Origin of the sequence: Leucobacter sp. NPDC015123, assembly GCF_043080205.1 — a bacterium.
GTDB classification, from domain to species: domain Bacteria; phylum Actinomycetota; class Actinomycetes; order Actinomycetales; family Microbacteriaceae; genus Leucobacter; species Leucobacter aridicollis_A.
The window spans coordinates 686,725-706,649 of sequence record NZ_JBIBVH010000001.1 but is presented as its reverse complement, the minus strand read 5'-3'; the positions used below and the strand labels follow the sequence as shown (position 1 = coordinate 706,649).

Here is a 19,925-nt window from a genome sequence, read left to right as displayed (position 1 = left end):
TCCTGGGCGTGCATTGGGAAAGCTGCGTCTCCCGTAAATGCTAAGAACACGCTCGAGCGTAAAACACCACCCGTGGATCTAAATTTTGATTCTTGTGCAAATAAAAGATCCACCCGTAGTTGGTGTGCGCGGTATAGGTATTGTGTAATACCGTCCAGTAACTGAATCTCCCTTTCTCACCGAGTCTCGTTGCAGCGGCTCTCTTGCGAGAGGGGGGCGCCTGTGCTCGAGGTGGAAGGAATGGCGAACCACGTGAATACGCTCGGGGTCACCACGCGTCGGAACGCTGTCCTCCAGCGAAGCCGTGTTGTCGGCTGGTTTGTTGAGCACCCAAGAGTTGCCGACATATTCGTGATTCTTGCCTGTGCCATTCCCGCAGTGGCGACTCTCGTGATCGAACCACCCGCACATACGTGGGTGGGCTACCTCTGCACGGGTGGTATCGCACTCGCGTTCTGGTGGCGTCGTTCCCACCCGTTCCGGGTTCTGCTCATCGTCGTCACACTGGCAACCATGAACCCAATTTCGGCAGCTGCCGCGAGCCCAGCATTCCTTGAGAGCTCATTCGCGCTCTTCGCACTGGCCAACGTCTCACGCCTACGCACGACGATCAAGGGCTACCTCATGAGCGAAGGGGCGATCTTCGCAGTTGGAAGCCTCCTGGTCTTCATTGGTGTTCGGGAGACATGGCCTGTGGTGTTGCTGCAGCCGGCATCGCTTGTTGCACTCGCACTCGGTGTCGCGACACAAGCGGGCCGAGCTCGTCGTGAAGCCATTGAGGAGCTAATTGTGGCGCGGGAGGAAAGAGCCGCTGCAGCTGAACGTGCCCGCATCACTGCGGAAATGCATGACGTCGTTGGGCACTCCGTGACAGTCATGGTTGCACTAGCAGGGGGTGCCGCTAGTGGTTGGGAAAAGCATCCTGAACGTGCCCGAGCTGCGCTTGAACAACTCAACAAAGTTGGCGCGCGGACACTCGAAGATATGCAGCGCATCCTTCAGGTAATCCGCGGCCAGGACGATGATCTCAACCGTAGCCTTGAGAAGTCAGGCCATAACTTGCCAACTCTCCAGGAACTTGTAAGTACCTTTCAGGCGGCTGGTCTCCCGCTCACCCTCGCCATCGAAAGTGAACAAACCGCGAGCAGGCTCGGGCAGGCCGACCCTGCTCTCATGACCTCGGTTTACCGGATTGTTCAGGAGTCGCTTACCAACGTCCTCCGTCACGCTTCTGACGCCACTCACGTTGAGGCATCGATCGGCCTTGAAGCGGGTGAAGTTATCGTTGCAGTGACTGATAACGGCCGGGGAGCCAGAACGGGCCCAACGCGGGGAGCCGGGATCGGGCTGCGGGCTATGCGCGAGCGAGCGAACGCGTTCGGAGGTAGGTTCTCCGCGGGCCCAATACCGAGGAGCGAGGATGCTCCCGGAGGTGGGTGGCTGACGCGTGTGACTATTCCGTTGGGAGCTGCTAGCCGATGATTCATGCTCCGGGCGCAGTGATCCGAGTCGTCGTCGTCGACGACCAGCCCCTGGAACGGACGGGCTACGCGCTTATCCTCGACTCCGACGACGAGATCGAAGTCGTCGGTGAAGCTGGGAACGGCTCCGAAGCTCTTCGTGTGGTTGGACAGACCGAGCCGGACGTTCTCCTGATCGATGTGCGGATGCCTGTGATGGGAGGTATCGAAGCGACCCGAATCATCGCTGCAGAGCATCCCGGAACACGCGTGATCGTCCTCACGACCTTCAACCTGGATGAGTACGCTTTCGGTAGTCTCCAAGCGGGTGCGAGTGCATTTCTTCTGAAGAGCACCACTCCAACCGCTTTGGTTGACGCGGTCAAAACGGTCGCTCGCGGTTCAGCAGTTGTCTCACCTGGATTGACAGCGAAACTTATCGAGCACTATTTGCAATCGGTTCCGGCCAGTCGGAGCCTGCCAGAGAATGTCGCCAAGGTCCTAGGCCTGCTTACCTCGCGCGAAGTGGAGGTTCTTATAGCAATTGTGGGAGGGCTCACCAACGCCGAGATCAGCAGCGAACTGCGCATCGCGCAATCAACGGTGAAGTCGTACGTCAACTCAATCTTCGCGAAGCTCGGTCTCCGTGACCGCGTCCATGCAGTGATCCTGGGCTATGAAATCGGCCTGGACCCGGGCCGGCGCGGCTGACGGCTCCAAAGGAAGGCAAACTGCCAGACGGTCGTCGCTGGCTTTCACAAAACCCTGGCAGTGGCTTCACGCACGAGCCAGGTTGTGCTGACGGTTCCCGGCCACCCGCAGGCAACCTTCGCGCTACCTGGCCTGCCTACGCTGACTTGAGCGTCCGGCGGCCATTCAATTATTCCTCTGCTGCCGCACGCGCATTCCAAAACTCAAGAAAGGTCTGCGGCAACTCGTGGCTTGGTTTAGACGAACACCCCTGAAAACAACGCTTGCGGCCGGGCTCTGTCTCGGCATCGCTGTCAGCGGCATCGCCCTCGCACCCCAGTCCACCCTCACGGCCAGTTACGCGTCACCCGACACGGGTGGTCTCGACCTGGGCGGCCGTGATTCGAGCCTGCTTCGCGCTGACACGCGGCAGCTCGCACCGGGTCTGAAGGCGACAAGCTTCGACAGGCTGCAAGGTGAGGGATGGGTGACAGGCGACGTGATCGTCGCGGATCTCTCCACACCCACGCTGTCGATGGATGTCCGTGACTCGGGCAGCCTCACGAAGCCGGCGCCCGTCACTGAGCACACACTTGGCGATCACGCCGTGGCCGCGGTCAACGGCTCGTTCTTCGACATCAACAACTCTGGTGTCGCCCAGGGCACGAACGTCTCCTCGACGGAGGGGGTGAAGACAACGAGCGGATCACCCGTCGAGAGCTTCACAGTTAGCGAGGGCATCGCTGCGATCCAGGCGCTTGCCTCAGCCGCCACCCTCGACGTCGCGGGCACCACTCACCCGGTGAGCACAGTCAACAACATCGGTATTCCCGCCGACGGCATCGGCTACTTCACACCGATGTGGGGTGAGTACCCAATCTCGCGCGCCATCGGCGGGCCATCGAACATCGACCCGAAGTTCCTCCGCGTGGAGATTGCCGACGGGGTCGTGACGCGCACATCTGCCGATCTCGCCGAGATCACCGGGCCCACCGCCATCGCAGCGGGATCGGGAGTCGTGCTCGCGCGCGGGGCAGCGGTCGACCTGTTCGCTGGCGTAAAGCCAGGCGATCCGCTGCCAGTAACAGTCGCTGCCAGTGCCGATGTGGATCTCGCGATCAGCGGCAACCAGCGCCTCGTCGCTGACGGCGCTGTCGTTGCTCCCGCGGACAAGGGCGAGCCCCGCACCGCGGTCGGCGTGAGCGAGGACGGCAGCGAGGTCTACGTGGTCTCACTCGACGGTCGCCAGAGCCACTCCCGCGGCATGGCGCTCGATGAGCTCGGCGAGTTCATGGTCGAGCTCGGCGCGCACAACGCGGTGAACCTCGACGGTGGCGGATCCAGCACCCTGCTCATGCGCGAGCCGGGAACCAGCGAGCTGAGCGTCGGCAACGCCCCGTCAGACGGGCACCTGCGCAGCGTCCCCAATAGCCTCGTGTTCTCGTCGACCGCGCCCGACACCGGGCTCGCCGACGTGATGGTTGCCCCCGAGTCGAAGCTTGACGACGCAGACGCAGTGTTCCCCGGCTTCTCGCGCACAGTCTCAGGCATCGGCCTCGACGCGAATCGCGGCGCGATCGCTACGGCGGGCGAGTTCTCGGTTGCGGGCAAGAACGCGACACTCGCGGCGATCGACGGAGACACCGCAAAGGTGACGGGATCCACACCTGGCACCGCGCCCGTCACGTTTACCGCGGAAGGGAAGTCGGCGACGAGCGAGCTGCGCGTACTCGGCGAGCTCGACAGGCTCCGTGCGAGCCAGAGCGTCATCGCTCTGGTCGACGAGAACGGCAGCGAGACTGTGACAATCACAGGCCTCGACAAAGACGGCTTCGGCGCACCCATTGAGGCTGCTGACCTCACGGTTTCGGCCGGCGCTGACGTCGCTGTCGAATCGCTTGACGGCAACACCTTCACGATCACCCCGCGGGCAGCGTCGGGGGCTGCGACGGTGTCGTTCTCGGCGGGGGATCGCCGCGTTGACGTCGCAGTCACGATTGGCCTGGAAGAGGAGCCTGTCTCTGACCTCGCAAACGCGAAGGACTGGACCTTCCGCTCGGACCGCGCCACCGGCCAGATCGCTGGGGCAACTGGACCGAACGGCGAGGCCGGGCTGAAGCTTACCTACGACTTCGCCTCGTCGACTGGCACGCGCGGTGCGTACGCAGTCGCGCCCGAGCCCATCGAGATCGCGGGTCAGCCGAAGGCAATCAAGATGTGGGTGCACGGCGACGGCAACAGCACCTGGCCACGCCTCCAGATGAAGACCGGCGCTGGCACGACAATGAACATCGACGGTCCGCACACCAGCTGGAAGGGTTGGCAGGAGCTCACGTTCAACGTGCCGGTTGGCACCGCCTACCCGCTGAAGCTCGAGCGCGTGCGCATGATGGAAACCTCGGCAGCGAAGCAGTACCAGGGCGAGACCATGTTCGCTGGGATCCGCGCCGTCGTGGCGCCCGAGGTCGACCAGCCGCAGGCGCCGGTCGTGCACGATCCGCTCGTCGTCACGAACGGCACCGTCGACAAGCGCGCGCAGCGCATCGCGGTGATGAGCGACGCACAGTTCGTCGCTCGCAACCCCGAGGGCCCCAACGTGCACGGCGCACGCCAGACCCTGCGCGAGATCCTCGCCGCGAAGCCCGAGATGTTCGTCATCACGGGTGACTTCGTCGACGAGGCCGCGCCCGAGGACTTCGCGCTCGCGAGGAAGATCCTCGACGAGGAAATCGGCGACAAGCTGCCCTGGATCTACGTGCCTGGCAACCACGAGGTGATGGGAGGGCCGATCGAGAACTTCATTGCTGAGTTCGGTCCGACGAAGACGAAGCAGCAGGTCGGCAGCACGCTCGTCATCACGCTGAATACCGCGAACGGCTCGTTCAATGCCTCTGACAAGCAGCAGATGCGCTTCCTTGAAGACGCACTCGCCGAGGCCGAGAAGGATTCGACGATCACGGGCGTGCTCGTGTTCGCGCACCACCCCGTTGACGACCCGAAGAGCAGTAAGGACAGCCAGATCTCGGACCGCATCGAAGCGAAGCGCTACCAGGATCGGCTCGCGGAGTTCCGCGCCGACACAGGCAAGTCGATCGCCTCGATTAACGGCCACGCCGGTGTCTTCCACGCGACGAGCCACGAGGGCGTTTCGACGTTCCTCAGCGGCAACAGCGGCAAGGGGCCGTCGAGCTCACCAGACAAGGGCGGTTTCACGGGCTGGGCGATGCTCGGTATCAACCCGAACTCGGGCGTCGTCGGGAACGATCCGGCTCCCGTGACGAGCCGCACGAACTGGCTCCAGGCCGAGGTGAAGCCGCGTGTCGACGAGCTCACGCTGGGCGCGACCGCTGCGGTGCCGGCGGCGATGACCGTTGGCGACTCGGTGACCGTCGACGCCACCATCTCGCAGGACGGCGGGCGCATCGTGCCCGTGCACTGGCCGATGAGCGCGGTGTGGGGCGGGGACGGTGTCGTCGTCGACGACGGATCAGTCGAGACCGACAAGCGCGGCCGCGCAGTGAGCGCGAGCGCGAGTGAGGCGACCGATGAGAGTGTGCTCCGGTTTAACCCGTCGACGGGCGCCCTGACCGCGACCGGTGCGGGGGAGGCGACGCTCGCCGTGACCGTGAACGGCGTCACGAGCGAGCACACGATCACTGTTGCGGACGACACAACCGGACCGGTGGATCCGGGCGGTCCCGGCGAGCCGGGCGGCCCAGATAAGCCCGGTGACGGCGGCGGCACCGGGACCGGTGTCGGCGGCAAGCCTGATTCAGGATCAACTGACGGTACAGCCACGGACGCCGAAGGAAAGCATGGTCTTGCGAACACTGGCGGCCCCGAGGTCCAGTGGACGCTGGCGATCGTGCTGACGAGCGCGCTTCTCGCCGCGAGCGGCCTGCTGATCGTCTGGCGTCGCCGTTCAGCGTAACTGTGACGCATAGCCCCGTGCGCGGGCTGAAGTAACTGCCGCTGTGGGCATCAGGAAAGTACTGATGTCCACAGCGGCTCACGCTTTGCGTGCGCGAGGTTGTTCCTGCCCAGACGCGGTCAGCCATTTCGCTCGAGAACTGCACATCCGGCTCAACTGCCCGTCCGGTGACGATTCGGGGGCTACGGTTTGCTGCCTCGAGCGTCTATGCCCCGCCAGCACCATGTCTGTGCGATGCGGACGAGGCTCCACTTCGGCGGGTCCCGAATCGAGCCAACCTGCCGGCACTCCTGAGAATTCCGCTCAACGCCAGCCGCTAGGCGGGCGTATCCAGCCCGAGGCAACAAGGAGAGCCCTGAGGGACAAAACCGCTGATCCCATCGTGATTTTGACTTATCCAGGTCGTGGCTGAGAAGACGATTGTGCCGCGAAGAGGCACGCCGTGCGCCGATACACGCTCAGCCTGAACAAAATCTACTAAGTCGGAGAGCTTACTTGGATGCTACCGTTCTAAGCAGGCACGTTCGGCTCCGACGACGAGTTGCTGATTTCGTGCAGTCTTCACGATGCAAGGAGGACCACAGTGGCAACTCATACCGGGTCGCTCGTTCTTGCCGCGGGTGAAGAGTTCGGTGATTCCGGAGGCTCGGTCGTCGCTTACGGCCATGGTCAGTGGGTATGCCTTCGGGAACTGCGAGGAAACCGCTGTACGCGTAAGCATGGTGAGCGTGGCAACAGGCGATCGACGTACAGTCCGGTCCCTTGGCTCCGCGAAACTGTGGACCTGCTTCTCGAGGCACAGTCTTGAAGAACTCCAGAAGTCGTTTCTGCGTGTCGGCGTTTCTGCCCCGAGACCATTGGCCGGTTTGCAGTCCCTGCTGGGGCGAGTGGAGCAATGGGCATGCCAGCCCCAGGTAGCCGTTCAATGCGCGGTCTCGGGCATCTCATCGCGGTAGACGCGAAGAGCTTGGCCCGAGTGTTACCGACCGGACTGGCGATGTTGTTCATTTTCTTGATCTATCTCGCGGTCATCTTTGCCATCAACTACTCCTTCACCGCAGGATCGCCCGCGCCTGTTGTGGCTACTGAATCGGCAGATCAAGTGTTCCTGCAAAGCGTGACGAGTGAACTGTCAAGTCAAGACGTCCAAGTGGCGAGACGCGAGGAAGCAACGGTTTTGATTGTTGAAAAGTCTGGGCATGTCCAAATCGTCGTAAGCGCCAGTGAACGGCCTGCATGGGACGGGGCTTGGAAGGCTGTTCGGTCTGCCGGAGTACCTGCTGCGAACATCACCACCGTTGATACAGAAGGCGACTGGCAGGTCGACCTAGTTCGTGCCAACCTAGGGCCAGCGCTCGGGGTAGGCCTCATGGCGCTTGCGTTTGTGGGAACGTCAGCTCCCCTGGCGTCGCTCCGCGAACGAGGCATACTGCGCCTATTGGGAGCCACGCCCGTTTCGAACGCTGCACTGGTGCTGTCGTATGTCCCAGTTCGCGTGGTGCTTGCAGCATTCGAGATGGGAGTCGTGGTCGTGATCGCATGTTCCCGCGACTATGTCGAACCTGGCTTCCTTTGGCGGTTGTTTGTGACGTTGATCATGGGGTTGGCCATGTTGCTGCCAGCGGCATTTCTTCTCGCCTCGAAATCAAGGAACGCTACAGATACGCAGCAGATCGGGGTTATCTTGAGCATGCTGCTTGTCGGCGCTGGTGGGGGCATTATCCCGGCTGCACATACTAACGAGGTGCTCCAGACGCTGTTCAATATGTTCCCAACGACGTGGTTGATGCAAGCAGCAGGGAGTGACCTGGCGGGAGTCGTTCCGTTTCTTGAAGTCCACTGGCTGTGGGCACTAATGGGCGTAACCTCCGTGGCCGCGTTCCTATTGGCGCTTCGAGTGTTTTCTTGGGACCGGGAAAGTGATGCCCCGCTCCGGAAGATCCAGAAGCGTGTCCGGGAGGGGGAATGAAGCCATTCGGTAGGCAGTTGTTGCTGCCCTCACCGCCCGCCGGTTTGGATGCGCCTGAGGCTGGGATATGCAATCCGCAGCCCAAGCATGCTTTCCGAATCGCCTTCATGTTTGACCCTACTGTTGCGGCGATGCTCTTTTCAGACAAAACACCATCAAAAATCGGGGAGGGGTGTTGTGACGGAACCAGCAATCATTGAGGTAAATGGCCTCGAAAAGGCCTATGGCGGCCGAACAGTGGTGGGCGGTCTCACTTTTTCAATTCCCCGAGGCGAGATCTTTGGGCTCCTAGGGCCGAATGGGGCTGGGAAGAGCACAATCATTGAATGCTTGGTCGGTCTACGGGAACCCGACAGTGGCAGCATTCGTGTGCTGGGTATGCGGCCCGGAGACGACCGCCGAGCGTTCTCGGAGAGAGTCGCAATTCAGCCGCAGGCGGCCTCGCTCTTTGAATCCCTCACTGTTGATGAAACTTTGTCTCTGTTTCGCTCGTTCTACGAGAATGGCCGAGATCCGCGGTCCGTGCGAAATGAGGTGGGGCTCAAAGAGCAACATCGGACGCGGGTGAAGCATCTCTCCGGAGGGCAACTGCGAAGGCTTCTCCTTGGCGTGGCGCTAGTGGGGGCTCCTCAGGTCGTAGTGTTGGATGAGCCATCAGCTGGCCTTGACCCTGCCGCACGACAACAGCTTTGGAGAACAATCCGCGGGCTGGCCTCAGCCGGAACCACGGTGCTGCTCTCCACCCACCACATGGATGAAGCGACCAGCCTGTGCGACAGAGTTGGCATTCTGGTTGAAGGCCAATTCGTTGCGTTAGACACCCCCGAGAACCTGATCATCGCACGTGACGCCGCCACCACGGTTTCGTTTTCCACATCGCAAGATGTCGACCTTGCTGCTGTGCGCCAGCTAAGGGCTATTACGGAACTCGTCGTCGAGGAGCACGGAACCCGGGTTCGTGTTCGCGTCCAAACCTCCAAGCCTGACGAAGTAATCAGGAAGCTGACGTTCATGCCCGGGTTGCAGGCAAGAGAGTTCGACATTAGGCGCAGCACCTTGGAAGACCTGTTTATCGAGTTGAGTGGCATTGAATGACAGTGAGAGACTTCCCCGCGTTCAAGTCATTTAGGTCAGTTGCCCTTCTCAGTGCGAGAGAGATGTTTCGCTCGCGGTTCACAGCAGGTGTCATACTTTTGACATTCGCTTTAGTGCTCGGTCTGTTTGCAGCATTGGACCTCCTGTTCGGAGCAGGCGGCCCCGGGCCTGGGGCGCTGCTGTACTCCAATTTTGGGGTGATCGCTGCCATGGGGGCGATGTCGATCGCGTTTCCCGGGACGGCCGTGCTGCTCGTGCAGTACAGAGAGCTCGGAACACTTCGCCTGCTTGCGGCGACGCCGGTCACGAGAATTGTCTTCATCATTGGGCAGCTACCAGCGAGAGCTGGTCTTGCTGTGGCAGAACTCCTGATCCTCTTGGGCGTGATGTTCTTTGGTGGGACGTCATCGTTTGTCTCGTACGCTACCGTCTTACTCGCCGGAATCCTTGGCTTTATCATGCTCATGTCACTTGGAATCTTGCTTGGGGCGAGAGGGGCGAACACTGAGCTGACAAGGCAGCTAAGCCTGCTGCTGCCTATCGTGGTCATCTTCACCTCAGGGGCCGGTCTGCCGCTCTCTTCCTTCCCGGGGTGGGTGCAGGATGGGATCCAATTTCTGCCGACTACCTGGTATATGGCTGCTGTGAACAACTGGTTTGTGCCGGATCCGCATTTGATTCCCCACCTTGTCGGACTCGCCGGGGTCGCCGTCGCTGTGACTGCAGTCACCACATCAGTGTTCGACTGGGGAGAAGAACGACGGCACACGAGAAGGGGCCGCAGTTAGCATCCAGTGCCTTCGCTATCGGTGCAGGCCTATGATGGCCTTATGCACGCTTAACCGGGCTGCATCGTTTGGGGGAGAGCATGAGCGACAACAGCGCCGTTGCGGCAAAGCGGCCGCACGGGATCGAAACTCAGCGGAGCATCCTCCTCGCTGCAGGTCGAGTCTTCTCTCGAATGGCTTACTCGGAAGCTCGTCTGAAGGATATCGCCGAGGTCGGCCAGATCAGTCAAGGTTCCATCTATTTCCACTTCGGCAACAAGGACGACGTCGCGAGGGCCGTCCTGAATGCCCAGACGGAGAGGATGAAGCTGGTCATGGATGAAGCTACCTCTGGTGAAGCAACCGGCTTGGACAAGTTGTTGAGCCTCTTCGTATCGATTTCAGAGCTGATCTCCGAAGATGTTCTTGTGCAGGGGGGTATCCAACTTGCTATGCAGGCGGAGACAGGTTTAACCACTGAAAGCAGCGCTCCCTATCGAGAATGGATTGCCCTCGCTGAGGCATTGATCAACGAAGGTATCGGAGACGGTTCCGTGCATCCAATCGCCGATTCAAGGACCACGGCGGAGGCGCTCACGCAACTGTGTATAGGTACTCAGGCAGTCTCCCGGTTGGAGGATGAGTGGAGGAGTCTTCCCGACAGAATGGCGAAGCAATCCGCAATCATCCGGCGGCTACTTACCGGTGGGCAGTAACGGCCGCCGAGTAGGCTCATACGCAGCATCCGCCTGCAATTCCTACGCTGACCGTATTCGCGGGCGAGACTGATGCGGGCGTGTTCACACTACGACCAGGTGAGCGCGAGAAGCGCGACCCCCGCAATCGCGGCGAATGCCCCGACGGCGATGAGGAGCGTCCCGTTCGTGCGCAGTTGGGCTGGCTGAGACGTCGCGGGGTTCTGGGGGTCGTACGCTACGAGGCAGTTGCCCCCGGAGGGCGCTCGCCAGACGACCTTGACTCGTGACGACCCGGTGCGCTCGACCCCGTCTGGGGTGCGGTAGCGGTAGGGGTGTGGCGAGAACTGGAGCGCCGGGCCGATCCATTCGCCCGGCACCGTCGCCCAGTGTTTTGGCACGAGCCTGCGAACGCGGACCCCGGCGAGGATGACGACGCCGGAAACGGCGATGAGCGCAAAGCATGCGATGTACAAGTGGACCTCCCGGCAGTGCGGAAGTCCATCCGCGTCCGACAGCGATTCTATCGAGTGCGCTCTCTTGCGCCGCTAGCTGGTGGTGGCCTCTGCGGCGAACACGGCGTCGATCTCGACGGCAACTCCGCGGGGGAGCGACGCCATGCCGAGCGCCTTGCGCGTCGGGAGATCCTGATCGCCGAAGACCTCGCGCAGGAGGCCGCTCGCGCCCTCCGCGACCTCACCGTGCTGCGTGAAATCTGGGGTGGTGTTCACGCACACATTGAGCTGCGCCAGCCGCAGCCCGTCGAGCGTGCCGTTGTGTTCGAGCACCGAGTGCAGCAAACGCAGCGCGGCCTCACGCGCGGCCTGCGCGCCGTCTGCGACTGTGAGCTCCGCGCCGACCTTGCCGAGCGTCAGGCTCGTGTGGCCCGAGGTGAAGATGAGCTCGTGTGCGCTCGCGCACTGCGCCATCGTTGGCGAGTTTGGGCCGTCGGTCGCGCCGAGCGCGCGGGCGAGTGAGTCTCTGGTGCTAGTCATCGTTCGTTCCTTCTGCAGCGCCGGTGGAGCTTGGCACAGTAACCGGGCTGACGATCCAGTGCACCTCTGCAACGTCGTCACCCACGTTCACCGTGCGGTGCAGCTGTGAGCTGCGGTACTCGATGGTGTCGCCAGCATCGAGGAGGTGCGACCTGCCGTCGATCTGGACGTCGACCGAGCCGCGAATGACGATCAGGAACTCCTGGGAGTCGCCGTGGTTGTATGGCTCGTCGCCGGTCGATTCGCCCGGGTCGAATTCGCCGGCGAAGATCTCGATGTGTGACAGCGGGCGGGGGCTCAGCATGAATTTGCGGGCGCCGCCGTGGATGAGCTGCGGGCGTTCGGCGTGCCTGACGATGCGTGGCCCCGGTGGTTCATCGGCGTTGAAGAGTTCGGCGAGGGTTGTGCCGAGCGCCTCGGTGACGTCTCGAAGCGTTCCGAAGCTCGCGCGGCACGTGCCCCGCTCAAGCTGGCTGAGGAAGCTCGCGCTCACGCCTGACATTTCTCCAAGCTGGGTCAGCGACAGTCGCCTGAGCTTGCGTATCTCACGGATGCGTGCGCCGAGTTGGGCGTCTTCGTCTCCGGATTTGCGTTTTTGAGTACTCATCCCTTCGCATGTTACAGGTTTTCGTGCGCCGTGTCTGCACCCAAGATGTAGCAATGCTAAAAGTAAATTGAAGTGAAATCGGCAGGCCGCGGCCGTCTGGTTTGCCGTGAATTCAAGGAACTGCCTCGATTTCGTGGGGAGCGTTTCGAATTCAATTCAAACAGCTTGTAGAAATACTGAATTTCATTTACAGTGAATCCATCGACCTTGCGAACGCCTGAGGAACCCCTCTGGAAAACGTAGGTGCGTCAACGTAGACGAAGCCCGGGCCGGGCTCGACCGAAAGGTGGCCGAGTGAAAACCACATCCCCTCCCAGTGCTCCAGCGTCAGCTGGAACTACAGCGGAGATCACCCCGCTAGAGATCGTTCCCCTCAAGCGCTACGGTCGCATGGTCATTGCGGCAGTCGCCGCACTGATCGTCGGCGGCCTCATCTTCGCCCTCGTCACGAGCGAGAACCTCGACTGGAGCGTGGTGGGCCAGTACCTGTTCGCGCCCGTCATCATCGAGGGCGTCATCTTGACGGTGCAGCTCACCGTGCTCGCGGTCATCATCGGCATCCTGCTTGGCATCGTCCTCGCGCTCATGAAGCTCTCTGACAATAAAGTGCTCACCGTGCTCGCCGACCTCTACCTCTGGTTCTTCCGCGGCACACCGCAGCTCATCCAGCTGATCTTCTGGTTCAACCTCGCCTTCCTGTTCCCCACGATCAACCTGGGGTTCGCAAGCTGGGACACGAACGCGCTCATCACCCCGTTCATCGCCGCGCTCATCGGGCTGAGCTTGAACGAGGGCGCCTACATGGCCGAGATTATCCGTGGCGGCATCCTCGGTGTGTCAAAGGGACAGCGTGAGGCAGCCGTCGCGCTCGGCTTCACCCCGCTCGAGATGATGACGAAGATCATCCTCCCGCAGACGATGCGCATGGTGATCCCGCCAACAGGCAACCAGGCAATCGCGATGCTCAAGGTCACCTCGCTGGTCTCGGTCATCTCCGCGCGCGACCTCCTCACGAACGCGCAAATGATCTACTCACGGAACTACTACGTGATCGAGCTGCTCATCGTCGCCTGCGCGTGGTACCTCCTGCTGACCACGGTCGCGACGCTGCTACAGAACCAGCTCGAGAAGAAATACGCAGGCCGCAGTGGCAACACCTCGGGCCGCGGTGCCAACCGAGGCATGTTCAAACGCCTCACCCAGACGGGAGCACAGCGATGAACTCGACAGAGCACGCGACGAGCGCGGAACGCCCAATGGTGCAGGCCGTGGAGGTACGCAAGAGTTTCGGCGGCAACGAAGTGCTTCGCGGCGTCAGCATCGAGGTGCAGCGGGGAACGGTGACCGCGCTCATTGGGCCGTCAGGATCGGGCAAGAGCACCTTCCTGCGATGCATCAACGACCTTGAGACGTTCGACTCGGGCGACATCCTCGTCGACGGCGAACGCGTTGCTTACCGGCGCGAGGGCACGAAAGCCTACGAGCTCAAGCCGCGGATCGTCGCGAAGCGGCGCGCCAAGCTCGGCATGGTCTTCCAAGGCTTCAATCTGTTCGGCCACCTCACCGTGCTCGAGAACATCATGATCGCCCCGGTGCAGGTGCTCAAGCAAGACAAGCGCGTGGTGGAGCAGCGCGCGCTCGAACTGCTTCGCAAGGTCGGTCTTGCCGACAAGCGCGACGCCTACCCCGACTCGTTGTCTGGCGGGCAGCAGCAGCGCGTCGCCATCGCGCGTGCCCTCGCGATGGAACCGACGCTGATGCTCTTCGACGAGCCAACTTCTGCCCTCGACCCCGAGACCGTCGGCGAGGTGCTCGAAGTCATGCGAACCCTCGCCCGCGAGGGGATGACGATGATCGTGGTCACCCACGAGATCGGGTTCGCCCGCGAGGTCTGCGATCAGGTCGCCTTCCTCGAAGACGGCGTCATCCAAGAAATCGGCCCGCCAGAGCAGGTCCTCGATAACCCCACACACGAACGAACCCAACGCTTCTTGAGCCGCGTCATCTAGTACGCGGCAGCAGAACACTTCACACTCGATCCGCCCAACGACGGGCCGGATCTCGAATCCCACGAGAAAGAACACACCATGAAACGACGTACCCCCTCCCTGAAAGTCGCCATCCCGGCGCTGATTGTCGCGAGCCTCGCGCTCTCGGCATGTGCGCCAGCCGGCGCCTCCTCAGACAAAGAAGCAGCGCCAGTCAACTCCGCAGCCGTCGTCGACGAGATCCGGCAGCTGCTGCCCGAGAAGATTCTGAGCGCAAACACGATCAAGGTCGTCACCGACCCATCGCAGGCGCCCTACGAGTTCACCGACGATGACGACAACATCGTCGGCATCAACCCAGACCTCGCCGCCGAGGTCGCCGCAGTGCTTGGCGTCGAGCTCGAGTGGTCGCGAGCAGACTTCGGCGGCCTCATCACCGGCGTCGCGACGAAGCGCTACGACATGATGAGCGAGGCGATGTGGGACACGGAGCAGCGTCGCGAACAGATTGACTTTGTCGACAACCTGATCTCTGCGAACAACATCGTTGTCGCCAAGGGAAACCCGCTCGGCATCAAGGACCTGCCTGATCTCTGCGGCAAGAACGTCTCGACGCTCGAGGGAAGCATGATGGTGGAGCTCTTTGAAGAGTTTCAACCCGAGTGCGGCGACAACCCCATCAACGTGCTGATCGCGCCGACGACTGCCGACCAGTTGCTCTGGCTGTCGACAGGCCGGGCGGTCGCGACGATCGCCAACCCGATCGTCACCGAGTTCGGCATCGAGCAGGGCACCGCTCGCGACATCGAGGTCGTTCCGGGCGAGGGCTACCTGAGCAACAACTACGGCTGGGCCTTTCACAAAGACAACGTCGAGCTCCGCGACGCCGTGGCTGCCGCCATTCAGCACCTGATCGATACCGGCGTCTACGACGAAGTGATGGACAAGTGGAACGTCTCTGACAACAGCAGGCTCGCGCAGGTCGAGATCGACAGCGAGATCGTGAAGTGACCCGAGATATGCAAGAACTTGATTCCTACGGCCGAATGTACGAGCTCGCACCTGACGCTCCGATGGCAGGGTCGGTTGTTCCCGGGAGGGAGTTCACGGTGCACACCCTCGACTCCTCTGGTGGGCAGATCCGCACCGACGTCGACTACGGCGAGCTCGACGCGAGCCAGTTCTTCCCTGTCGTCGGCCCCGTCGAGATCGTCGGAGTTGAGCGCGGCGACGTCGTCGAGATCGAGATCCTCGACATGCGCCTCGACCCGCTCGCCCACACGTGGACCCGCCCGGGCCTCGGGCTCCTCGGGCAAGACAGGTTCGCGGTGATGGCAGTCGACACCGAGACGCTTGAGCTCAGGCCTGGCGGGCCTGGAACTCCGGTGCTCGCCGCCGCGCAGCCGAAGACGCACGTCGGTGCGCTCGGCCTGCTCACCGACACGGTCGAGCCAGCGCGAACGCTTGGGCACTACGGCGGAAATATCGACTTCAGTGCCGTAGGCGTCGGGGCAAAGCTGTGGATCACGGCGTCCGTTGCTGGCGGTGGCTTCTTCATCGGCGATGTGCACGCGACCATCGGCGACGGCGAGGTCTGCGGCACTGGCGCGGAAACCGGCGCGTCGGTCTCGCTCAGACTCAACCGGCTCGCAGGCGTCGGCTCGATCCTCCCGACGGTGGAGGACATCGAGGGGCGGCTGTGGGTCATCGGTGTCGGCGCCTCAGTGGAGGAGGCGCTCAAGGAGGCAACTGCGTACTGCGTCACGCGAGTCGCCGAGCACGCCGGAATCAGCAAGGATGAAGCGTACCTCTCGGTCGGGCTGCTCTTGAACGTCAAGGTCTGCCAGGTCGTGAACCCGCGTACGAGCGTCGCGGTGTCGCTCGACGGCGGGCTTGACAGGGTGCTGCGAGTTGCAGCCGCCGCGACGGCGATCGCCGAATAAGAAAGGACGAGGAGTGAATCTCAGAACGGTGCTCGGCGACGTGAGCGTTGAACAGATCGACCGTGTGCTGCCGCACGAGCACCTGCTCTGTGACTTCAGCCCTGTGACGGGGGATCGCAACCACATCTTCAACAACCCAGAGTTGGCGGTGCGCGAGCTCGGCTATATGAACGCCGACGTGCCGCCAGCTCAGGGGATGCAGCACGCGATTGTTGAGGTGACGCTTCGCGATCTCGGGCGTGACCCCGAGGGGATGCGACGGATCTCGCGGGAATCGGGCCTGCACGTGGTGATGGGCACAGGCTGGTATCTCGAGCCCTACTACCCGAAGGAAGTCTACGAGGTATCCGCCGAGAAGCACGCGGCTCAGATGATCCAAGAGATCGAGGAGGGCGTGCTCGCCGCAGACGGGACACGCATTCGGGCAGGCGTCATCGGTGAGATCGGCACACACGGTGGCACGCTCTCGCCGGCTGAGGAACGGGTGCTGCGTGCAGCAGGCCGCGCCTCCAACGCGACGGGCGCCGCCGTGACGACGCACGTTTTCATGTACCCGACTGGCGTCGACCAGCTGAGCATCCTCGAGGAGGAAGGCGTCGACCCTCGGCGTATTGCGATCGGCCACGTCGACACCTTCCTTGACCACACCTACCTCACTGGGCTGCTCAGGCGGGGCGTGTATCTGCAGTTTGACACCTGTGGCCGCGAGCACCTCATGCCAGACAGTCTGCGAGTTGAAATGCTCGTGCGGCTCATCGACGAGGGGTGGAGCGACTCCCTGCTCATCTCGAGCGACCGCTGCCACATGACCGACCTGAAGATTCGTGGCGGGCTTGGTTACTCGTGGGCGGTCGGCGGCTTCTGCGACCTGCTTCGTGCTGCGGGAGTTGCAGAGCCCGTCGTTGATCAGCTCACGAGGGAGAACCCGCTGCGTCTGCTGACGGGCATCGGTTCTGCGCGCGGGTGATCGGGCGCTTGACGCCCTCGCCTATCGCGACTGCCCCCGAATTCGGTAGCTCCCGGACTCCCACACACCTGCTTTCAACTGCCCGGGAGCCCACACTGTGTTGCGCCTATGGTTGCCGCTGTTTGAGGGGGGATCAAAATTCGGGGTCTCAGCGATGTCAGTCATTGACATGCGCCTAGTGATTTCTGTGCCGAACTCGCGCTCCCGTTCTGACATCCGCTTCACGCGCGCCGTCAACATCTCCTTTGGAAGCTCGTGTACTGCCCGGTCAAGGGCGTCGGGGAGCTTGAGCTGCATGCCTACGAGCAGATCGTGAAACTCCCGTCGGTCCATACGCAAGGTGTCCGCAGTGCGGGCAAGGTTGCGTCCCGTGATTTGGCGGTAGGGTCGCTCTTTGCCGTATCGGACAGCGGCGGAGCTGTTGAAGCGCACCCGATCCGTATTCCAGAGGCCATGTGCTGAGATGAGGTCGTAGGCTGGCGCGAGGCGCACCATGTTGCCGCTGAGGATGAGGCTGTGGTTCTTTGCGTGCGCGTCAACTCCGGCAGCGAGTAAGTTGAACACGAACAACCTGGCGAGGGCAAGACGGTCGCTGTCCCGCCAACGTTGAGAACTATGGGTATCGACGACGGCGACCATGTCGGCCATCGTTGGACCACCGTCTTCTTCGTACTTTCGGGAAGGCAAGAATGTGAGTGCCTGGCAGAAGTCTTCCTGGTGCAGGCGAGTGACAGTCCCGTCTGAGGCGGTGCGGCGGTCATAACGCTGGGTGACGAATGCGGGCACACCGTTGAAATCTTCGATTTCGACGAGCGCAGTCGTCAGCCCCAAATGGCGTGAGGCGCGCATCGTGACGAACTCGACTGCCTGGACCTCGGCATTGGTGTGTCCTTGGGCAGTGACCATCCCGGGCTTCACAATGTGTGTGCTCGCTGCTCGCCCATTGGGTTCGAACCAGCGTCCGTTCACTTTCGCGAGCGCAAACTTTCCCTGGTTTCCGCCAAGCGAAAACCGGCTCTGATCCAGGCTGTCATCCACCCAATGGTCGGGGTCTTCGATGATCTCTTGGATCCGCTCGGCAAGGCGCGCGTCACTGATGTGCGACACAGTTCCGAGCTGAGTGGGTAGCTCGCCCCATGGTACGACCTGCACTGACCCTGGCGCATCCTGTCCCATATGTCGCAAGAGAGTGAAGGGATCGTTTCGAGTTTCCCCGAACTTGGCTGCCCACCTGTCCCGAACCTCTACCGCGTCTGGCAGCAGGTTCGACAACCATGGCATCACCTCATCAGGGCCATAGTGTTGCTGGACGAGCGGCATGCTCACGGACAGGGGAGTCGCGCCGCGGCTGCCGAAGTAGTCTGAGTCGTAGGAGAACTCGACGTCACCGGAGCGACCGCGCATGAGCGAGCCAGCCAACCTCCCGTCGAGCCAGAGGTCGAGGATGTCTGGATGTCCACTCATGACAGCTCATCAAATAGGGCATCGAGATGTGATGCGCTCGGCAGTGGCTCTAGATGTAGCTCATAGCCAAACGCCGAAGCCACGGTCAGCGTGGCGTTCAAAGACGGCACAAGCTTGCCCGACTCGAGTTCCTGTACCCACCTTCGGCTCATTCCTGTCTGGGCGCCGAGCTCCTCCTGCGTCATTCCGCTTCGAACGCGGTGCGAGCGCACGAAGTCAGCGAACGCTTTCGACGATTGAATGAACATCGCACCTCCTTGGTGTGCACAGTATCGTGTGCACACGATGGTACGCACATTATTCTGCGCTTTCAATGGTTTGCGCAGAATAATGTGCGTTGCGGTTGATGGGTGGGTGCTCTAAGGATCGAGAGTTGGCCCGACCTCGCGAGTATCGCGCAATCGGTGCCGAGCGGAGTACCCTTGCAAGTCTCGGCACCGACGTCACCGCAGACGCATCGGCCGGGCCGAGCAAACGGAGCGCACCATGAGCGACACCACGTGCCACATGTCAATATCACTCGACGGCTACGTTGCTGGGCCCGAGCAGAGCCTCGCGAACGGGCTCGGCATCCGCGGCCAGGAGCTGCACGCCTGGCACATGGGCGACGCCCGGGCGAACAACGCCGACTCCGTCGCGAACTCGTGGCTCATGCGGCCCCGCGGCGCATACGTGATGGGCCGCAACATGTTTGGCCCGATCAGGGGAGAGTGGGAGCCCGACTGGCACGGGTGGTGGGGCGCCGAGCCGCCATACCACGCGCCAGTCTTCGTGTTGACGCACTACCCCCGCGAGTCAATCGAGCTCGAAGGCGGGACGACATTTCACTTCGTGACCGAGGGCTTCGACGCCGCCTACGCGCAGGCGGTCGCCGCGGCAGAAGGCCGGGGAGTCGATGTGGCAGGCGGCGCTTCCACAGTGCGCCAGGCGCTCGCGGCCGATGTCGTGGACGAGCTCGTGCTCGACGTCGCGCCGGTGCTGCTCGGGGCGGGCGAGCGCCTGTTCGACGGGGTAACGAGCTTTCCGTTCGAGCCCGTCGAGACACTTCATTCCCCGCTCGCCACCCACATTCGCTACCGCAGGGTTGGCCGCTGAGACGAGGCCTGTCGCAGCCGTGTGGGGCCGGAGCCCCGGTCGTTTACGCGGATCGGGGTTCCCGGCGGGTACTCCATGGAGACCTCGCCAAGGAGCGTGAAGCCCGCGCGGCGACACAGGGCGTGTGACGCATCGTGGCCAGTGCGCGGGTAGGGCGTGCGCGGCGCGACTGTCGCCCTGTCGCTGTGCTCTGCCGCTGTGCTCTGTCGCTGTGCTTTGCCGCGTGACGGGGCCTGAGCAGTGGCGCTTCCGTGCGCCA

At 62.3% G+C, this 19,925-nt stretch carries 18 protein-coding genes; 13 read left to right on the top strand and 5 right to left on the bottom strand.

Annotation, left to right across the window (positions count from 1 at the left end; genetic code table 11):
* Positions 1-240 precede the first annotated feature (240 nt).
* The 7 genes from ACF07D_RS03265 (at position 241) to ACF07D_RS03235 (ending at position 10,628) form a co-directional block, all read left to right on the top strand.
* Positions 241-1,482: a sensor histidine kinase gene (locus tag ACF07D_RS03265; protein WP_391503873.1), complete on the top strand. Its 1,242-nt coding sequence runs from the start codon at positions 241-243 to the stop codon at positions 1,480-1,482.
* The gene (locus ACF07D_RS03260) at positions 1,479-2,171 is read left to right on the top strand and encodes a response regulator (protein WP_391503872.1); all 693 of its coding nucleotides are present in this window, start codon (positions 1,479-1,481) and stop codon (positions 2,169-2,171) included. Before ACF07D_RS03265 ends, ACF07D_RS03260 begins: the two co-directional genes overlap by 4 nt.
* 226 nt (positions 2,172-2,397) lie before the next feature.
* A complete protein-coding gene (locus ACF07D_RS03255; protein ID WP_391503871.1) occupies positions 2,398-6,081 on the top strand; it encodes a phosphodiester glycosidase family protein in 3,684 nt (1,227 codons plus the stop codon).
* A 925-nt stretch (positions 6,082-7,006) separates the two neighbouring features.
* Positions 7,007-8,050 carry an ABC transporter permease gene (locus ACF07D_RS03250; RefSeq protein WP_391503870.1) on the top strand — a complete coding sequence of 348 codons (1,044 nt, stop codon included), beginning with the start codon at positions 7,007-7,009 and terminating at the stop codon, positions 8,048-8,050.
* Positions 8,051-8,227: 177 nt separating this feature from the next.
* Positions 8,228-9,145 carry an ABC transporter ATP-binding protein gene (locus ACF07D_RS03245; protein WP_391503869.1) on the top strand — a complete coding sequence of 306 codons (918 nt, stop codon included), beginning with the start codon at positions 8,228-8,230 and terminating at the stop codon, positions 9,143-9,145.
* Positions 9,142-9,933, top strand: coding sequence for an ABC transporter permease (locus tag ACF07D_RS03240; RefSeq protein ID WP_391503868.1), 792 nt, complete (start codon positions 9,142-9,144; stop codon positions 9,931-9,933). Before ACF07D_RS03245 ends, ACF07D_RS03240 begins: the two co-directional genes overlap by 4 nt.
* Positions 9,934-10,013: 80 nt before the next feature.
* Positions 10,014-10,628, top strand: coding sequence for a TetR family transcriptional regulator (locus ACF07D_RS03235; RefSeq protein ID WP_391503867.1), 615 nt, complete (start codon positions 10,014-10,016; stop codon positions 10,626-10,628).
* An 89-nt stretch (positions 10,629-10,717) separates the two neighbouring features.
* Here ACF07D_RS03235 and ACF07D_RS03230 read toward each other — a convergent pair whose 3' ends face one another.
* The 3 genes from ACF07D_RS03230 to ACF07D_RS03220 all read right to left on the bottom strand — a co-directional run bounded on the left by ACF07D_RS03230 (position 10,718) and on the right by ACF07D_RS03220 (position 12,209).
* Positions 10,718-11,083 (bottom strand): DUF3592 domain-containing protein, encoded by a 366-nt coding sequence (locus ACF07D_RS03230; protein ID WP_391503866.1) that lies wholly within the window; start codon positions 11,081-11,083, stop codon positions 10,718-10,720.
* Between the two features lie 72 nt (positions 11,084-11,155).
* Positions 11,156-11,602 carry a RidA family protein gene (locus ACF07D_RS03225; RefSeq protein ID WP_391503865.1) on the bottom strand — a complete coding sequence of 149 codons (447 nt, stop codon included), beginning with the start codon at positions 11,600-11,602 and terminating at the stop codon, positions 11,156-11,158.
* Positions 11,595-12,209 carry a helix-turn-helix domain-containing protein gene (locus ACF07D_RS03220; RefSeq protein ID WP_119283331.1) on the bottom strand — a complete coding sequence of 205 codons (615 nt, stop codon included), beginning with the start codon at positions 12,207-12,209 and terminating at the stop codon, positions 11,595-11,597. Before ACF07D_RS03220 ends, ACF07D_RS03225 begins: the two co-directional genes overlap by 8 nt.
* Before the next feature lie 294 nt (positions 12,210-12,503).
* Between ACF07D_RS03220 and ACF07D_RS03215 the strand changes: the two genes are divergently transcribed.
* From ACF07D_RS03215 to ACF07D_RS03195, 5 genes are all read left to right on the top strand, one after another.
* Entirely contained in the window at positions 12,504-13,430 is a 927-nt protein-coding gene (locus ACF07D_RS03215; RefSeq protein WP_391503864.1) for an amino acid ABC transporter permease, read from the top strand.
* Positions 13,427-14,218, top strand: a complete 792-nt coding sequence (locus tag ACF07D_RS03210) for an amino acid ABC transporter ATP-binding protein (RefSeq protein ID WP_119283329.1) — start codon at positions 13,427-13,429, stop codon at positions 14,216-14,218. Before ACF07D_RS03215 ends, ACF07D_RS03210 begins: the two co-directional genes overlap by 4 nt.
* 78 nt (positions 14,219-14,296) lie before the next feature.
* On the top strand, positions 14,297-15,208 hold the full coding sequence (locus tag ACF07D_RS03205) for an ABC transporter substrate-binding protein (protein ID WP_391503863.1): 912 nt from the start codon (positions 14,297-14,299) through the stop codon (positions 15,206-15,208).
* Between the two features lie 8 nt (positions 15,209-15,216).
* A complete protein-coding gene (locus ACF07D_RS03200; protein WP_391503862.1) occupies positions 15,217-16,140 on the top strand; it encodes an acetamidase/formamidase family protein in 924 nt (307 codons plus the stop codon).
* A 13-nt stretch (positions 16,141-16,153) separates the two neighbouring features.
* Entirely contained in the window at positions 16,154-17,107 is a 954-nt protein-coding gene (locus tag ACF07D_RS03195; RefSeq protein WP_391503861.1) for a phosphotriesterase, read from the top strand.
* Between the two features lie 21 nt (positions 17,108-17,128).
* Here ACF07D_RS03195 and ACF07D_RS03190 read toward each other — a convergent pair whose 3' ends face one another.
* Together ACF07D_RS03190 and ACF07D_RS03185 are read right to left on the bottom strand one after the other, a co-directional pair.
* Positions 17,129-18,571: a HipA domain-containing protein gene (locus ACF07D_RS03190; protein WP_391503860.1), complete on the bottom strand. Its 1,443-nt coding sequence runs from the start codon at positions 18,569-18,571 to the stop codon at positions 17,129-17,131.
* On the bottom strand, positions 18,568-18,819 hold the full coding sequence (locus ACF07D_RS03185) for a helix-turn-helix domain-containing protein (protein ID WP_391503859.1): 252 nt from the start codon (positions 18,817-18,819) through the stop codon (positions 18,568-18,570). The genes ACF07D_RS03190 and ACF07D_RS03185 overlap by 4 nt, the downstream gene beginning before the upstream one ends.
* 238 nt (positions 18,820-19,057) lie before the next feature.
* Here ACF07D_RS03185 and ACF07D_RS03180 point away from each other — a divergent pair, with 238 nt between their 5' ends.
* Entirely contained in the window at positions 19,058-19,666 is a 609-nt protein-coding gene (locus ACF07D_RS03180) for a dihydrofolate reductase family protein (protein WP_391503858.1), read from the top strand.
* The last annotated feature ends 259 nt before the right edge of the window (positions 19,667-19,925 follow it).

Bases quoted from the DNA above. Each gene is read 5' to 3' on its own strand.
- ACF07D_RS03265 (WP_391503873.1), top strand. From the start codon at position 241: ATGGCGAACCACGTGAATACGCTCGGGGTCACCACGCGTCGGAACGCT.
- ACF07D_RS03260 (WP_391503872.1), top strand. From the start codon at position 1,479: ATGATTCATGCTCCGGGCGCAGTGATCCGAGTCGTCGTCGTCGACGAC.
- ACF07D_RS03250 (WP_391503870.1), top strand. From the start codon at position 7,007: ATGCGCGGTCTCGGGCATCTCATCGCGGTAGACGCGAAGAGCTTGGCC.
- ACF07D_RS03240 (WP_391503868.1), top strand. From the start codon at position 9,142: ATGACAGTGAGAGACTTCCCCGCGTTCAAGTCATTTAGGTCAGTTGCC.
- ACF07D_RS03235 (WP_391503867.1), top strand. From the start codon at position 10,014: ATGAGCGACAACAGCGCCGTTGCGGCAAAGCGGCCGCACGGGATCGAA.
- ACF07D_RS03225 (WP_391503865.1), bottom strand. From the start codon at position 11,602: ATGACTAGCACCAGAGACTCACTCGCCCGCGCGCTCGGCGCGACCGAC.
- ACF07D_RS03220 (WP_119283331.1), bottom strand. From the start codon at position 12,209: ATGAGTACTCAAAAACGCAAATCCGGAGACGAAGACGCCCAACTCGGC.
- ACF07D_RS03210 (WP_119283329.1), top strand. From the start codon at position 13,427: ATGAACTCGACAGAGCACGCGACGAGCGCGGAACGCCCAATGGTGCAG.
- ACF07D_RS03205 (WP_391503863.1), top strand. From the start codon at position 14,297: ATGAAACGACGTACCCCCTCCCTGAAAGTCGCCATCCCGGCGCTGATT.
- ACF07D_RS03200 (WP_391503862.1), top strand. From the start codon at position 15,217: ATGCAAGAACTTGATTCCTACGGCCGAATGTACGAGCTCGCACCTGAC.
- ACF07D_RS03190 (WP_391503860.1), bottom strand. From the start codon at position 18,571: ATGAGTGGACATCCAGACATCCTCGACCTCTGGCTCGACGGGAGGTTG.
- ACF07D_RS03185 (WP_391503859.1), bottom strand. From the start codon at position 18,819: ATGTTCATTCAATCGTCGAAAGCGTTCGCTGACTTCGTGCGCTCGCAC.
- ACF07D_RS03180 (WP_391503858.1), top strand. From the start codon at position 19,058: ATGAGCGACACCACGTGCCACATGTCAATATCACTCGACGGCTACGTT.